Source organism: Geothrix mesophila, assembly GCF_022808835.1.
GTDB lineage: Bacteria > Acidobacteriota > Holophagae > Holophagales > Holophagaceae > Geothrix > Geothrix paludis.
The window spans coordinates 1,364,642-1,378,148 of sequence record NZ_JAKZLD010000001.1; the positions used below are offsets into that span (position 1 = coordinate 1,364,642).

Annotated in this window: 14 protein-coding genes; 5 read left to right on the forward strand and 9 right to left on the reverse strand. The window is 70.1% G+C overall.

Annotation, left to right across the window (positions count from 1 at the left end):
- Window positions 1-37: 37 nt before the first annotated feature.
- The 7 genes from MLG87_RS06175 to MLG87_RS06205 all read right to left on the reverse strand — a co-directional run bounded on the left by MLG87_RS06175 (window position 38) and on the right by MLG87_RS06205 (window position 7,446).
- Entirely contained in the window at window positions 38-1,411 is a 1,374-nt protein-coding gene (locus MLG87_RS06175) for a TrpB-like pyridoxal phosphate-dependent enzyme (RefSeq protein ID WP_243294315.1), read from the reverse strand.
- Between the two features lie 27 nt (window positions 1,412-1,438).
- Window positions 1,439-1,729 carry a Trp family transcriptional regulator gene (locus MLG87_RS06180; protein ID WP_243294316.1) on the reverse strand — a complete coding sequence of 97 codons (291 nt, stop codon included), beginning with the start codon at window positions 1,727-1,729 and terminating at the stop codon, window positions 1,439-1,441.
- 31 nt (window positions 1,730-1,760) lie between these two features.
- Window positions 1,761-2,453 (reverse strand): protein-L-isoaspartate(D-aspartate) O-methyltransferase, encoded by a 693-nt coding sequence (locus tag MLG87_RS06185; protein WP_243294317.1) that lies wholly within the window; start codon window positions 2,451-2,453, stop codon window positions 1,761-1,763.
- 115 nt (window positions 2,454-2,568) lie between these two features.
- The gene (locus MLG87_RS06190; protein WP_243294318.1) at window positions 2,569-4,950 is read right to left on the reverse strand and encodes a VIT and vWA domain-containing protein; all 2,382 of its coding nucleotides are present in this window, start codon (window positions 4,948-4,950) and stop codon (window positions 2,569-2,571) included.
- A 66-nt stretch (window positions 4,951-5,016) separates the two neighbouring features.
- On the reverse strand, window positions 5,017-6,114 hold the full coding sequence (locus tag MLG87_RS06195; RefSeq protein WP_243294319.1) for a hypothetical protein: 1,098 nt from the start codon (window positions 6,112-6,114) through the stop codon (window positions 5,017-5,019).
- Window positions 6,111-6,680 carry an RNA polymerase sigma factor gene (locus MLG87_RS06200; RefSeq protein WP_243294320.1) on the reverse strand — a complete coding sequence of 190 codons (570 nt, stop codon included), beginning with the start codon at window positions 6,678-6,680 and terminating at the stop codon, window positions 6,111-6,113. The genes MLG87_RS06195 and MLG87_RS06200 overlap by 4 nt, the downstream gene beginning before the upstream one ends.
- Before the next feature lie 64 nt (window positions 6,681-6,744).
- Window positions 6,745-7,446 carry a hypothetical protein gene (locus tag MLG87_RS06205; RefSeq protein WP_243294321.1) on the reverse strand — a complete coding sequence of 234 codons (702 nt, stop codon included), beginning with the start codon at window positions 7,444-7,446 and terminating at the stop codon, window positions 6,745-6,747.
- Between the two features lie 142 nt (window positions 7,447-7,588).
- Between MLG87_RS06205 and MLG87_RS06210 the strand changes: the two genes are divergently transcribed.
- The 4 genes from MLG87_RS06210 to MLG87_RS06225 are packed head-to-tail and all read left to right on the forward strand — an operon-like array spanning window position 7,589 to window position 10,326.
- Window positions 7,589-8,722, forward strand: a complete 1,134-nt coding sequence (locus MLG87_RS06210) for a diguanylate cyclase (protein WP_243294322.1) — start codon at window positions 7,589-7,591, stop codon at window positions 8,720-8,722.
- Window positions 8,723-8,751: 29 nt separating this feature from the next.
- Window positions 8,752-9,513, forward strand: coding sequence for a 5'/3'-nucleotidase SurE (gene surE / locus MLG87_RS06215; protein WP_243294323.1), 762 nt, complete (start codon window positions 8,752-8,754; stop codon window positions 9,511-9,513).
- Window positions 9,514-9,526: 13 nt separating this feature from the next.
- Entirely contained in the window at window positions 9,527-9,799 is a 273-nt protein-coding gene (locus MLG87_RS06220; RefSeq protein WP_243294324.1) for an acylphosphatase, read from the forward strand.
- 2 nt (window positions 9,800-9,801) lie between these two features.
- The gene (locus tag MLG87_RS06225; protein ID WP_243286589.1) at window positions 9,802-10,326 is read left to right on the forward strand and encodes an adenine phosphoribosyltransferase; all 525 of its coding nucleotides are present in this window, start codon (window positions 9,802-9,804) and stop codon (window positions 10,324-10,326) included.
- Here MLG87_RS06225 and MLG87_RS06230 read toward each other — a convergent pair.
- A complete protein-coding gene (locus MLG87_RS06230) occupies window positions 10,307-11,209 on the reverse strand; it encodes an NAD-dependent epimerase/dehydratase family protein (protein WP_243294325.1) in 903 nt (300 codons plus the stop codon). The genes MLG87_RS06225 and MLG87_RS06230 overlap by 20 nt on opposite strands.
- Before the next feature lie 212 nt (window positions 11,210-11,421).
- Window positions 11,422-11,892, reverse strand: coding sequence for a MarR family winged helix-turn-helix transcriptional regulator (locus MLG87_RS06235; RefSeq protein WP_243294326.1), 471 nt, complete (start codon window positions 11,890-11,892; stop codon window positions 11,422-11,424).
- A gap of 329 nt (window positions 11,893-12,221) precedes the next feature.
- On the opposite strand from MLG87_RS06235, the gene MLG87_RS06240 reads away from it, so the two are divergent.
- On the forward strand, window positions 12,222-13,319 hold the full coding sequence (locus tag MLG87_RS06240) for an NADH:flavin oxidoreductase/NADH oxidase (RefSeq protein WP_243294327.1): 1,098 nt from the start codon (window positions 12,222-12,224) through the stop codon (window positions 13,317-13,319).
- The last annotated feature ends 188 nt before the right edge of the window (window positions 13,320-13,507 follow it).

Consider the following 13,507-nt stretch of genomic DNA (forward strand, 5'->3'; position numbering starts at 1 on the left):
GATCCGGAAGCGCGGGGGCCTTGGCCGGAAGGCGTCCTCAGAAGGCCGCGGGCCGCGGCAGCCCCGCCAGGCAGGCCAGGCTGCGGGCCATCTCCTCCTCGGAGAGGGCGTGGTCCGAGAGCTTGCCATCGAGGAAGTCGGCGTAGCCGTTCAGGTCCATGAGGCCGTGGCCGCTGAGGTTGAAGAGGATGACCCGCTCCTTGCCCTCCTCGCGGGCCTGCTCGGCTTCGCGGATGGCCTGGGCGATGGCGTGGCTGGATTCCGGCGCGGGGATGATGCCCTCGGTGCGGGCGAAGCGCACGGCGGCGTCGAAGCACTCCAGCTGCTGGATGGCCACGGCGCGGGTGAGGCCCTCCACCACCGTCTGGCTCACGAGGGGCGCCATGCCGTGGTAGCGCAGGCCGCCGGCGTGGATGCCCGGCGGCATGAAGGTGTGGCCGAGACTGTGCATGGCCATCAGGGGCGTCATCTTCGCCACGTCGCCGTGGTCGTATACATACGGGGCTCGGGTGAGCGTGGGGCAGGAGGCCGGCTCCACGGCGATGATGTCGATGTCCGCCCCGGCGATCTTCTCCTTCACGAAGGGGAAGCTGAGACCGGCGAAGTTGCTGCCGCCGCCCACGCAGCCGATGACCTTGTCGACCTTCTTCTCGCCGAGGGCGGCGAGCTGCTTCTGGGCCTCCAGGCCGATGATGGTCTGGTGCAGCAGCACATGGTTGAGCACGCTGCCCAGGGTGTAGCGCGTCTGGCCCGTGGGATCCGTCACGGCCGCCTCCACGGCCTCGCTGATGGCGATGCCCAGGGAACCGCGACAGTCGGGATCCTCCGCCAGGATGGCGCGGCCCGCGGCGGTCTCCGGGCTGGGGCTGGCCACGCAGTCCGCGCCCCAGGTGCGCATCATCATCTTGCGGAAGGGCTTCTGGTCGAAGCTCACGCGCACCATGTAGACCTTGCACTCCAGGCCGAACTGCCCGCAGGCGAAGGCGATGGAGCTGCCCCACTGGCCCGCGCCGGTTTCGGAGGTGATGCGGCGGATGCCCGCCACCTTGTTGTAGTAGGCCTGGGCGATGGCGGTGTTCACCTTGTGGCTGCCCGCGGGACTCACGCTCTCGTTCTTGTAGTAGATGCGGGCCGGCGTCTTCAGGGCCGCCTCCAGGGCCCGGGCCCGGTGCAGGGGCGTGGGGCGGTAGCGCAGCAGGATCTCCAGCACCTCGTCCGGGATGCCGATCCAGCGTTCCTGGCTCATCTCCTGCTCGATGAGGTTCATGGGGAACACGGCCGCCAGGGCCTCCGGGGCCACGGGCTGCCCGTCCGGTCCCAGGGGCGGCAGAGGCGCGTGAGGCAGGTCCGCCGCGAGGTTGTACCACTGGCGGGGGATCTCCTGGTCGGAAAGGATGGCGCGGCTTGACACGGGGTGCTCCTTGAACGGGAACGGGACTCAGCCCTGGCGTCGGTGGCGGTCCAGCATGGTCCGCAGGGCCGAACCGGGTTTCTTCAGCTCCCGGGATCCCCGGGTGATCTTGCATAGGCTCAGGCCGAGCTCCGCCGCGATGGCGCGCTGGCTTTCGCCTTCGTCCAGCCGCTTCACCAGCTCCCAGCGGGAGCTGATGCCGTGGATCTCCGAAGGCGTGAGGATCTCCCGCAGGAACTGCTCGACGAGACGCGGATCCCGCGCCTCGTCGAAGAGTGAGGCCAGTTCCGGCAGGCGGTCCAGACTGTTTCTATGCATAGAAACAGTTCATCAGGGGATGGCGGCCTCGTCAATGGCCTTTCACCATCGGTACGAACCGCACCGGCAGCACCCCCTGGCGCCTCAGCCCCGTGGCCGTCCTCCGCAGCAGGTACAGCTCCTGGGCCCCCCACTGGGAGCCCACGGGGATGATCATGCGGCCGCCCACCTTGAGCTGGTCCACCAGCGGCTGGGGCACGTCTTCGGGCGCGCAGGTGACGATGATGGCGTCGAAGGGCGCGGCCTCGGGCCAGCCGAGATGGCCATCCCCGGCGCGGACCTTCACATTGGCGTAGCCGAGGCGCTTGAGGTCCGCCTCGGCGCGCTGGGCCAGGGGCTCCACGATCTCCATGGTGTAGACCTCGGCCACCAGGCCCGCCAGCACGGCGGCCTGGTACCCCGAGCCCGTGCCGATCTCCAGCACCCGGTCCCCGGGCCGAGGCGCCAGCGCCGCCGTCATGAAGGCCACGATGTAAGGCTGGGAGATGGTCTGGCCGTAGCCGATGGCCAGGGGCCAGTCCTCGTAAGCCTGGCTGCGCTGGGCGGCCGGGACGAATTCGTGCCGGGGCACCCGGCCCATGGCTTCGAGCACGCGGGGATCGGCGACGCCCCGGGCCACGATCTGCTCGCGCACCATGCGCATCCGGGCCTGCGCGAGCACCTCGTCCGCCACCGGAACAGCGGGCCGGGCGGGTTCCGGGTCACAGCCCCCGAGGGTCAGCATCAAGGTCACTCCCAGATGCCATCGCATGGTTCGAAGGTACCCCGTACGGGGGTCCACGCCAGCGCGCATCCCGGGCAGGCCCGGGATGCGCGGAAGGAAAAGCGTGAGTTAAGGACTAGAGCCCAAGGGTGAGCTCGAGCTGCCCGGCCAGACCACCGGTCCAGGCCCGCAGGTGCCAGGCGAGGATCAGGGCCTTGGCCTTCGCCGCCCCCGGGAAGGCCTGGCTGAAAGTCACGGCGGTCACCTGTCCGGAGGCGTCCACCTTGAGTTCCAGATCCGTGGCGGAGGGAAGGCTGGCCAGCGCCGCCGCCAGGGCCGGGTCCATCAGCCGGGCCTCCAGTTCGCCCCGCAGAGAGCGTGGGTCCGAGGTCCCGGTGATGCCTGAGAAGGCGAGGATGCAGAGCCGGGGCGCGGCCTTGACCCCCTTGGCCCGCTCGCGCCGGGCCTGATCCTGGGCGACGACTTCCGCAGCGGCCGCCGCGGGCGCCTCCAGGGACATCATCCGCGGCGCCGGAGCGTAGGCCATGGCCTTGGTGGCCACGCCGCCCATGCCGCCCACGGCCGCATCCGACACGCCTTCCGGCAGGGGCAGGGGCTGGGTGACGGTGGTGGAAGAGCCGTTCGCGTTGCGCACCTGGGTGTCCACCGCCACGAAGGAGGTGTAGGCCGTCAGCAGGTTGTAGGCCAGGCCCAGCCGCGTGACCTCGGCCTTGCGGCCTTCGTCCGCGCCGAACTGGTCGTAGTCCGACAGGACCTGGATGCGCTGGCGGGCCCAGAGCTGGCGCAGGGCGCCGTGGTCGCGGTCCTTCACCTTCCCCACTTCGAAGGTCTGACTCCAGGGGCCGGCGGCAGTCATGCCCGAGAGCGTGACTGTGCCCTTGGCTTCACCGGTCCACTTGCCCAGGCAGATGACGGGCCGGTCCGCCAGCACATCAGGAAGCTGCAGGGGCTCCAGGTCCTGGATGTGGAACCCGTTCGTGGTGAGCTTCACGTTCGTGAGTACCGGCGACGACACGTAGGCGCGGAAGCGCTCCGCCTCGGCCGCGGCCTGCTCGGGCCTGGTGATGACGAAGGCCTCGCCCTGCCCCGCGTGAGCCATGCCCTCGATGAGGTGGCGGTTCACGGAGCTGCCGATGCCGAAGGCGAAGAGGTTCGCGGCGCCCAGGTTCTTGCGGATGAGGTCGAAGACCTGGCCGTCGGCGCTGATGTAGCCGTCCGTGGACACCACGAAGGTGCGCGAGATGCCGGGCACCCGGGGCAGGCCCAGGGCCTTGCGCAGCGCGCTGCCCAGTTCCGTGCCGCCGCCGCCGTGCTGGGAGCCCACGAAGGCCAGGGCCTGCGCCGTGGCCTCGGGTGTGGCGTGCTGGGATCCGCTGGGCGACCAGAAGGCCGAGGTGCCCTCGAAGACCATCACGTTGAAGAGATCCTGGGGCCGCAGGCCCTGGATCATCTCCTTCATGAGCACCTTGGAGACTTCGATGGGAAAGCCCATCTGGCTTCCGGAGACATCCATGATGAAGACGTACTCGCGGGGCGGCAGGTCCTTCGGCGTCACGCGCTTGGGCGGCTGGGCCATGAGCAGGAAGGTGTTCTCGTCCCGGCCCTCACGGTGGCCTTGATCCAGCAGGAGTCCCGACTGCACGGCGTTTCCGGCCAGCTGGTACTTCACGATGACGTCGCGGTTGCCGCCGTGGGCTTCGCTGGGATCGAGCTTCAGCGTGGCCTCGGCCTTGCCGTCGTAGGCGATGGAGGTCTTGTGAGTGTCACAGGCCATGCGCTGGATGGGCAGGCCCGCGGAGAGCTTCACTTCCAGGTCGAAGGTGGTCGTGGGCTTCTCGCCGGCGTGGGTATAGGGATTGGCCACCCAGGGCTCGCCCGTGCTTGACTCCGTGCCCGCCTTGCCGGCGTAGCGCGGGCCCACCACCGTGGGATAGACGAAGCTGTAGGTGCCGTCCGTGGGCACCAGCAGCTCGGTGTAGCGGAGCTCCACGCGGATCTCGTCGCCGGGCAGAATGTTCGCCACGTTCATCTGGAAGATGTTGGGCCGGTGCTGCTCCAGCAGGGAGGCGCTGCGGCCCTCCTGCTTGGCCCGCTCGTAGTCGGCGCGGGCCTGGCCGCGCTCCTTGATCTGGGCCTTCAGCACGCGCTCGCCGATGCGCATGGTCATGCCGTAGACCGCGGAGCGCGTGGAGCCCGGGAACACGTAGAGGGCCTCCAGGGGCTTCGTGCCGGTGTTGCGGTAGACCTGGGTCACCGTCACGTCGGCGATGACGCCCGCGATGGCGACCTTGGCGGAGGTGGCCTTCAGCGGCAGCTGGTCCAGGGCGGCATCCTCGCCCTTCACGAAGAAGTAGGGCGAGAGGGTGCGGTCCGCTGAGGCCTCGCCCTGGGGGTCGGGGCGGAAAGCCGAGGGACTCAAGGGGCGGCTGCGGGCGCAGGCCAGGGGCGTCAGCCCCGTCCAGCAGGCGAGCATGAAGGCGGTGGCGCGGTGCGACATGGGATCCTCCCGGTGGCCGCGCGATGGCGCGGTTCAGGAGGGAATGCCGCCGGCCCCGGATCCCTTTCACGGAACGGGATGATTTTTCTCGATCGGGAAAATGCGGGCTCGGAAGCCCGCCAAGGGGCCCGTCTCCGGCAGCTTCGCGGGGTCTGCGACGGGATGGGTCAGCGCATAGAGGTCCAGGGCATCCCCCGCCTTCAGCCGCACCAGGTAGCGGCGCTGGGCTTCCCTGACCTCCTGGAGCGCCACGGCGCGATCCTGGAGGACTTCCACACCCCCGCCCCCGCGCCTGAGGAGCCACACCTGCGTCTGGGGCGGAGCGGTGACGGTCACCAGAGTGGTCCCGTCCGCCTGGGGCGTGAGGGTCCAGGTGGGGGACTCGGGAACCGGGGCGCCGGTGAGCCGGCCTTCGGCCTTGGCCTCAGTCCGGGCGGCCTTGGCCCGGGCCTGGGAGGCGGTGGACAGGGCCTCCGTCACTGCCTGCGGAGCCAGGCGATCCTGCGGGGCCCCGACGGCCCCCTGAGCGTTGCCTTGGACCACCGGGACCGGCCGTGGAGCAGGCGCGGCCACGGGCACCGGCCTGGGTGGAGGCGGCGGCGTTGCGGGCGCGGAGGCGGCATCGGCGGAGATGCCGGCGGCCGGCAGAGGCGCGGTCTCCTGCCTGGGAGCTTCCTTGGGGTTCGGCGGGGCCTGGGCCGGGGCGCGCCGCTCGAGCTTGGATCCAGCGGCCGGTTCCGCGGGCGCCTCCGGAGAAGCCTCGAACGACAGGGTCTTCGGGCTCGCGGGCGCCTGCCGGACCGGAGGTGGCGCCTGCTGGGCCGGCGGCGGTGCCTGGGGATTCCGCAGCCAGGTCAGGCCCGCCAGGGAGGCCATCAGCACCCCGGCCGCGGCACCCAGCACGCCGGGTCGGCGCCAGAGGGGCACGGCCTTCGCCGAGGCCGGATTCGGAGCCAGGTTCGGAGCAGGGGCGGCGAGGGCGGCGAGCACCTGAGCCCGCGCTGCGGGATCCGCTAGCAGCTCCCGCAGGGCCTCCTCGTCGGCCAGGGCGTCGAAGAGGTCCTGGTGCGCCAGGGCCGCCTCGAACAGCGTGCGCCGCTCCTCGGCGGTGAGGGTGCCGGTGGCGTAACCGCCCAGGAGCTTCTCAGCCGTGGCGCGCCTCATGACGCCCCCCTTCCCGGCCCTTCCCACCGGCCTCCCAGGGCCTCGAGCAGCTGCTTCCGGCAGCGGTGGTCCCAGGTGTAGACGGTGTTGAGCGTGGCGGCACCCATCAGGCCCTGGATCTCGGGGAAGCTGCGCCCCTCCAGCTTCAGCCGGAACAGCTCGCGGCAGCGCCCGCCCATGCGGGCGATACCGCCCATGAGCCGGGTCAGCAGCTCCTTCCGTTCCAGCGTGGCCGCGGGGTCCGGCGCGTCCGAGGCGGGCGGGAAGGCGTCCACGTCCACGGCGTCGAACTCGCCCCGGCGGGCCGCCTTGCGGAAGTGGGCCCCCAGCTTGAAGCGCAGGATCTGGAAGGCCAGGGGGACCAGGTCCTCCGCCCGCTCCAGATGGCCGTACTTCGTGTGGATGAGCACCAGCACCTCCTGCGCCAGGTCCTCCGCATGGGCGCCTGCACCCCGGGATGCCGCGAAGGCCACGATCCTTTCACGGAGGCGGGCCAGGACCTCGAGCCGCCCCGGCGCCGCCACGCCCCCCGCCTCCCCGTCGGGGATCGGGAGGGCGGAGGTCATCGGGAGGTCGGGATCCATGGCGGGGATGGGGTGCGCTCCATCCTGGCAGGAAAACCGCCGGGACCTACTGGCCGGCGGCCGGCTGGGGCTGGGCGGGAGCAGGCGCCGCCGGGGAGACGGTCACTGCCGGAGGGGCCGTCACGACGGGAGGAGCGGTCGCCGTCGCCGGAGCGGCGGACGGGGCCGCCGCGGCCTTGGCTACCGGGACCTCGCCCACCCAGAAGATGCGCGCCTTGGCGTTCACCTTGGGGCCCCCGAACATCGACACGCCCCCCGTGGCCGACACCAGGGTGTAGAGACCCGGAGGCAGGGGCCTGGGTAGGTCCAGGATCCAGAGGCCGTCCGCGTTCTGCGTCGCCTTGGGCCGCTCGGCTTCCTTGTAGGGTTCGCATTCGTCATCGATGCTCATGGACATCCGGATGCGCCCCTTGAGGTAGGCCTTGCCGTCTTCGCTGATGAGGGAAGCCAGCCGGACGCCACCGCTCTTCTCGGGGTTCACCTTGCCCAGGACGATCCGGGCGGGCTGCACCGTGGGCGTGTCCTTGGGGAGCTCGAACCACACCTTCACCTTCAGGCCCACGAAGGGGACGGTTAGGGAGGTGATGTGGTGGGGTTCCACCTCGCCCGGAATGGTCTGGTTCCCCTGGGCGTCCAGGAGCGCCACCTCCTGGAGCTTGGGCTTGGTCGTGAAATCCAGGAAGACCGTTTGGCCCGGCAGGGCCGAACCGCCGGCCAGCAACAGCAGAGAGAAAGCGAACCATCGCATGGGGAAAACTCCTGATTGAATGACGGGGATCCGAACAGGTTACGGTGGTTCGGTGGGTCTGGACAACCGGTCCGGGCGGCAAGATAGAATGCGCGCCGGTCCTGATCCGAGAATGGCCCGTCCCGCCCACTCCGAGCATCCCATGCCCCTGGCACTGTCGATCTTCCTGGTCCTCCTCGCCTCCCTCCTCTCCGGGCTTTTCGGCGCCCTGGTGGCGGGCCTGTGGCACCGGCGGCGGCCCCGGGCGGGGGAGCTGATCGATCCCGACTGCCAGCACCAACTGGAGGCCCTGGCCCGGGCCCGGGAGGCCAGCGAACGGGCGAACGCCGAGCTCCGGCGGGCGCTGGACCAGCTGGAGCGCACAGCCGCCACGGACCGCCTCACCGGGACCTGGAACCGCCGCTGGCTCGAGGATGGCGCGGCCCAGGTGATCGCCGCGGCCGGCCGCGGCGATGCGCCCATCAGCCTCATCCTGTACGACCTGGACCACTTCAAGCGGGTGAACGACTCCTTCGGCCACGAGGTGGGCGACGAGGTGCTCAGGTCCGTCACGGAGGCCGTCCGCGGCCAGCTGCGCGCCTCGGACGCCCTGGCGCGCTGGGGCGGCGAGGAGTTCATCGCGCTCTGCCCGGCCACCACCCTGGCGGGGGCCACCATCCTGGCCGAGAAGATCCGCCAGGCCGTGGAGGCTCGCGTCACCCCGCAGGTCGGCGTGGTGACCATCAGCCTGGGCGTGGCCCAGCGCCAGGAGCATGAACCGCTGGAAGGCTGGATCCGCCGCGCCGACGAGGCCCTCTACCGGGCCAAGGCCCGGGGCCGGAACCAGACCGAGGCCTCCCTCGATGTGGGCGTGGCCGATGGGGAGGACCGGCCATCCTTCCTGACCCTTGTCTGGGACCCGGCGCTGGCTTGCGGCGAGCCCCTGATCGACCACCAGCACCAGGAGCTCTACCGCCTCTCCAACGGCCTCCTGGCCTCCATCAACCAGGGCCAGTACCCCGAGGAGACGAAGCTCCACATGCAGCTCCTCATCGCCCATGTGGCCCAGCATTTCCACGACGAGGAAGCCGTCCTGATCCGGGTGGGGTACCCGGAGTTCACCGCCCACGCACAGGAACACGGCCGCCTCCTCGCCAAGGCCAAGGCCCTCCAGCAACAGATGGGGGGCGACAGCGCGGACCTGCCGGCCATCCTCGGGTTCCTGGCCCTCGACCTGGTGAAGGGGCACATCCTCGGCTCCGACCGGGACTACCACAAATACCTGGCCCAGGACTGACGTCCCGGTCCGGCGGGTACACTGGTTCCATGTCTGAACGCCTGATCCTGCTCACCAACGACGACGGCCTCTGGGCCCCGGGGCTGGCGGCCCTGGCCCGAGTGGCGTCCCGCTTCGGCCGGGTGGTCACCGTGGCCCCTGACCGCAACCGCTCGGCCATCTCGTCGGCCCTCAGCCTGCACAACATCCTCCGCCTGCACGAAGTCGGCCCCGACCGCCACGCCTGCGACGGCACCCCCGTGGACTGCGTGCTGCTGGGTGTCTGCGAGGTGCTGGACCGCCGCCCGGACTGGGTGCTCTCCGGCATCAACCACGGCTTCAACCTGGGCGAGGACGTGTTCTATTCCGGCACCGTGGGCGCGGCCTTCGAGGGCCGCCTCCAGGGGGCGCGCGCCGCGGCCTTCTCCATCGATCCCCGGGGCTCCCTGGAGCAGGCGGAGCCCTGGATCGGCCGCTTCCTCGAGCGCTGGGAGACCATGGACCTGCCGGCCAACCGCATCTGGAACGTGAACTTCCCCAAGGGCGAGCCCCAGGGATTCCGCCTCACGGGCCAGGACAGCCGCGCCTACCACGACCTAGTGGAGCGCCGGGCCGATCCCCGCAACACCCCCTACTTCTGGATCGGGGGCGACGCGGGCCCCACCTATGCCAAGGCCCCCGGCAGCGACGCCGAAGCCGTGTTCGAGGGCTGGGCCAGCGTGACGCCCCTGCGCCTGGACCTGGGCTGCCCCGAGACCCTGGCGCGGCAGGCCGACTTCGACTCGGCCTTCAACGGGCCCGCGAGGGGGTAGCGCCGTGGGTGCCGTGGCTGCCCGCTTCCACGTCCACGGCGCCGTCCAGGGTGTGGGCTACCGCCGCTTCGCCGAGCGGGAGGCCCGGGCCCTCGATCTCGCGGGCTGGGTGCGCAACGAGTTGGATGGATCGGTGAGCGGCGAGGTGGAAGGCCCCGAGGCCGCCCTGGCGGCCTTCCGCGCCCGCCTGTCGGAAGGCCCGGCCTTCGCGGCCGTGGGACGGCTGGACTGGGAGGCCCTGGATGTGCGATCCTCGCTTCCCCTTCCTTTCCAGATCATCAGGTAGCCATGACCCTCACGACTCCCCTCACCGCCTTCGTCCGCGATGTTCCGGACTTTCCGAAAGCCGGGATCCTCTTCCGGGACATCACGCCCCTGCTGTCCCACGCCGAGGCGTTTGGCGAGGCCGTGGAGGCCATGTCCCAGCCCGTGCTCACCCTCCAGCCCACCCACGTGCTGGGTCTGGAATCCAGGGGCTTCATCTTCGGCAGCGCCCTGGCCCAGAAGCTGGGCGTCGGCTTCGTGCCCGCCCGCAAGCCCGGCAAGCTGCCCATGCCCACCCACAAGGAGGCCTACGGCCTTGAGTACGGCAGCGATGCCCTGGAGATCCACAAGGATGCCTTCGGCCCCGGCGACCGGGTGCTCATCGTGGACGACGTCATGGCCACCGGCGGCACCGCCGCCGCCGCCCAGCGCCTCGTGAACCGCACCGGCGCCCAGCCCGTGGCCCTCACGGTCTTCATCGAGCTGACCTCCCTGCCCGGCCGCGAGAAGGTCGAGGGGCTGCCGGTGTTCAGCGTGCTGCGGTACTGAGGCCCATCTGCCGCAGGCTGACGAGGATACCCTCGTCCAGGGCCAGGGGGCGTACGCCCAGCTCCTCGGTCAGGCGACGACTGAGGACGCGGCGGCGGGCGGTCGCGTAGGCCAGCATGGCGGGGCTCAGCTCGCGGCGGGCCTCGTCCAGGGTGATGCGGCGCGGTGCCGGCAGCCCGGCCAGCTGGGCCACCCGCTCCAGGTAGGCGCCGAGGCTGCGGAAGTCCCCGTCCCCCACGTTGACCACGCCGGACAGGGGCCGGTCCAGGGCCGCCTCGCAGGCCGCCACCAGGTCGTCCACGAAGATGCGGTTGCCGGGGCCGGAGTCCTCGGTCCGCAGGACCGGCTCCCCGGCTCGCAGGCGCTCCAGCGGAAGGCGCCCGGGCCCGTAGATGCCCGCCACACGCAGGATCACGCAGCGCACGCCGTGCGCCCCGCACCAGGTCGAGGCCAGCCCTTCGGCGGCCAGGCGCCGGCGGGAGGCGTCGTCCCGGGGCACGGCGGACGAGGCCTCGTCCACGGGCCGGCCCCCCGTGTCCCCGTAGACGCCCGTGGTGCTCAGGTAGACCAACGCCTGGGGGCGCACCGAGCTGAGGGCTTCCAGGAAGCGCCGCAGGCGGGGGTCGCCTTCGCCATCTGAGGGCGGGGGCGCCAGGTAGACCACGGAGGCCAGGTCACCGGGCGGATCGAAGGGTCCCGGGCGGTCAAGATCCAGGACCCGCGCGGGGATCCCGGCGGCGGCGAGCGCCGCGGCGGAGGCCTCCGAGCGCACCAGTCCCAACACGGGCCCCAACGCCGCCAGGCGCCGGGCCAGCCGCGCCCCCGTGTAGCCGCAGCCCACCAGGAGGTGGGTGCCTGCGGAGGTGCTTACTTCGGTCTTCATGGGGCCAGCATAGCCCGCCGCATTCCGGAGCAAAGCGCTGGTCACGGAAGACACGGAAGGGGCCGTGGCCCTCGCCGCACGGCCCGCCAGAGACGGCTTCCGGCATGGCCGGAAGTCTGGAGTTTGGACATTTTAAGGTCCGCCAATACGTAACATCGTGATGGTGTTTACCTTTAGGGCCAAGCAGGTGCGCTACCGCTATGTGGTCGATCTCAAGTCGTCGGCCGACTGACCATTTCCAGCGCATCCAGCGCTTGCACCAGTGGCAGCATCTGCGGATCGCGGCGCGCCTCTCTCAGGGCCTGGTCCAGCGCCTCGTCGTAGGTGGGCCGAGCCTGCTCTAACATCGCGAAGCCACTTTGGGTGACGTTGGTGTAGATCCCTCGGCGGTCGATGGGGCAGAAGTCGCGCTGCAGCAGGCCCCGATCCTCCAGCCGGGTCACCAAGCGGGTGGTGGCGCTCTGGCTCAGAAGGACCGAATCCGCCACCTGCTTCATTTGCAGATGGCCTCCAGTCCCCTCGTGCTGCCGGCTGAGCACGGTGAGCAGGGAGTACTCGCGCACGCTCAAGTCGTGTCGGTCCTGAAGGGTGTTCTCCAGGTGCGCTTGGATGCGCTCATGCAGGAGAGACAGGGCGCACCAGTGCTGGGCCAGTGCGGTTGGTCTAGGGGAATCGGCAGGCATTGAACCTCCGGGCACTGCACCTAGATGATACCAGGACGATATATTTCATAATCGCTAAATTTTTAATTTGGAATTACCGGCGCATGCAATTATTCTACTCCCCGGCCTGGCAGCCCGGACCAGCCGCCAGGCGCCCCTCCCCAACCCACTCCCGAAAGGATGAGCCATGGAATCTGTGACTTGGCCCGAGCGCTATACCCCAGGAAGCGCCGACAACTACGTCTGCAACGAGGTGATCGTGCCTGGCCTGACTGTCGCCGACCGGACAGAACCCCGCCTCTTCTGAGCCGGTCGCCGCGGCTTTGTTGAAACTCGTGAAGGAGTAAGCCATGCCTGGATTGTTCGACCCTTACCAACTCAAAGACGTGACGCTGCGCAACCGCATCGCCGTGCCACCGATGTGCCAGTACATGGCCCAGGACGGCCTGGTCAACGAATGGCACCAAGCCCACTACGCCTCCCTCGCACGCGGGGGCGCCGGCCTGATCGTGGTTGAAGCCACCGCCGTCTCCCCGGAAGGCCGAATCACCTGGGCCGACCTGGGCCTGTGGAACGACGATCAGGCGGCTGCCATGCGCCCGATCGTGGCCGCCATCAAGGCCGGTGGCGCGGTACCCGGCATCCAGATCGCCCACGCAGGCCGAAAGGCATCGGCCAATCGCCCCTGGGAAGGAGATGACCATATTGCCCTTGGCCAGCCCAATACCTGGGAGACCCTCGCCCCCTCCGCCGTCGCCTTCGGCAAGGGCCTACCGCGGGTCCCGAGGGCCATGACCCTGGAGGACATCCGTCGGGTGCAGGAGGACACCGTGCGCGCCGCTGAGCGCGCCCGCGACCTGGGTTTCCAGTGGCTGCAGTTGCACTTCGCCCATGGTTACCTGGCGCAGGAGTTTTTCTCGCCACTCGTCAATCGGCGTACCGATCTCTACGGTGGCAGCGCCGAGAACCGCGCGCGCTTCCTGATGGAGACGTTCCGCGCCGTACGCGCGGTCTGGCCCGCGAACCTGCCGCTCAATGTGCGGTTGGGCGTGATCGAATTCCACGGGGACGATGGGGCGATGCTCGCCGAGGCCGTCGCCCTGCTCAAGCAGATGAAGGCCGAAGGGCTCGATTTCGTTGACGTCTCGCTCGGGTTCAACACCCCCGAAGCGCAGATCCCCTGGGGGCCTGGGTTCATGGTACCGACTGCGCGCCAGGTGCATGAGGCGACTGGATTGCCGGTGGCCACCAGTTGGAACCTGCCCCGTGACCCCAAGGCGGCTGATGCCCTGCTTCGGGCCGGGCAACTCGAGTTGCTTACCCTGGGGCGCCCCTTGCTGGACGATCCACACTGGCCCTACCACGCAGCGCGCGACCTCGGTCTTCCGGAGGCGGCCGCCTTGACGCTTCCGCCGCCCTACGCCCACTGGCTCTCCCGCTACCACTGAGCCGAAATCCGACCTTCCGGCCCCCAAAAGCGTGGGCGCCCTGAGAGCTGGGCGTCCACGCTTCTTGAGAAATCAGGAATATCGTTCAATGGGTATCAAGGCTGTGGACTGCGGCGCATTCCCTCAGCCCCGGTTGGGTCCGCGGGAGCGTACCTGCGACCGTAGACCAGAACCTGCCATCGCCTTAC

Bases quoted from the DNA above. Each gene is read 5' to 3' on its own strand.
- MLG87_RS06180 (WP_243294316.1), bottom strand. From the start codon at position 1,729: ATGCATAGAAACAGTCTGGACCGCCTGCCGGAACTGGCCTCACTCTTC.
- MLG87_RS06185 (WP_243294317.1), bottom strand. From the start codon at position 2,453: ATGCTGACCCTCGGGGGCTGTGACCCGGAACCCGCCCGGCCCGCTGTT.
- MLG87_RS06190 (WP_243294318.1), bottom strand. From the start codon at position 4,950: ATGTCGCACCGCGCCACCGCCTTCATGCTCGCCTGCTGGACGGGGCTG.
- MLG87_RS06195 (WP_243294319.1), bottom strand. From the start codon at position 6,114: ATGAGGCGCGCCACGGCTGAGAAGCTCCTGGGCGGTTACGCCACCGGC.
- MLG87_RS06200 (WP_243294320.1), bottom strand. From the start codon at position 6,680: ATGACCTCCGCCCTCCCGATCCCCGACGGGGAGGCGGGGGGCGTGGCG.
- MLG87_RS06205 (WP_243294321.1), bottom strand. From the start codon at position 7,446: ATGCGATGGTTCGCTTTCTCTCTGCTGTTGCTGGCCGGCGGTTCGGCC.
- MLG87_RS06210 (WP_243294322.1), top strand. From the start codon at position 7,589: ATGCCCCTGGCACTGTCGATCTTCCTGGTCCTCCTCGCCTCCCTCCTC.
- surE (WP_243294323.1), top strand. From the start codon at position 8,752: ATGTCTGAACGCCTGATCCTGCTCACCAACGACGACGGCCTCTGGGCC.
- MLG87_RS06225 (WP_243286589.1), top strand. From the start codon at position 9,802: ATGACCCTCACGACTCCCCTCACCGCCTTCGTCCGCGATGTTCCGGAC.
- MLG87_RS06230 (WP_243294325.1), bottom strand. From the start codon at position 11,209: ATGAAGACCGAAGTAAGCACCTCCGCAGGCACCCACCTCCTGGTGGGC.
- MLG87_RS06235 (WP_243294326.1), bottom strand. From the start codon at position 11,892: ATGCCTGCCGATTCCCCTAGACCAACCGCACTGGCCCAGCACTGGTGC.
- MLG87_RS06240 (WP_243294327.1), top strand. From the start codon at position 12,222: ATGCCTGGATTGTTCGACCCTTACCAACTCAAAGACGTGACGCTGCGC.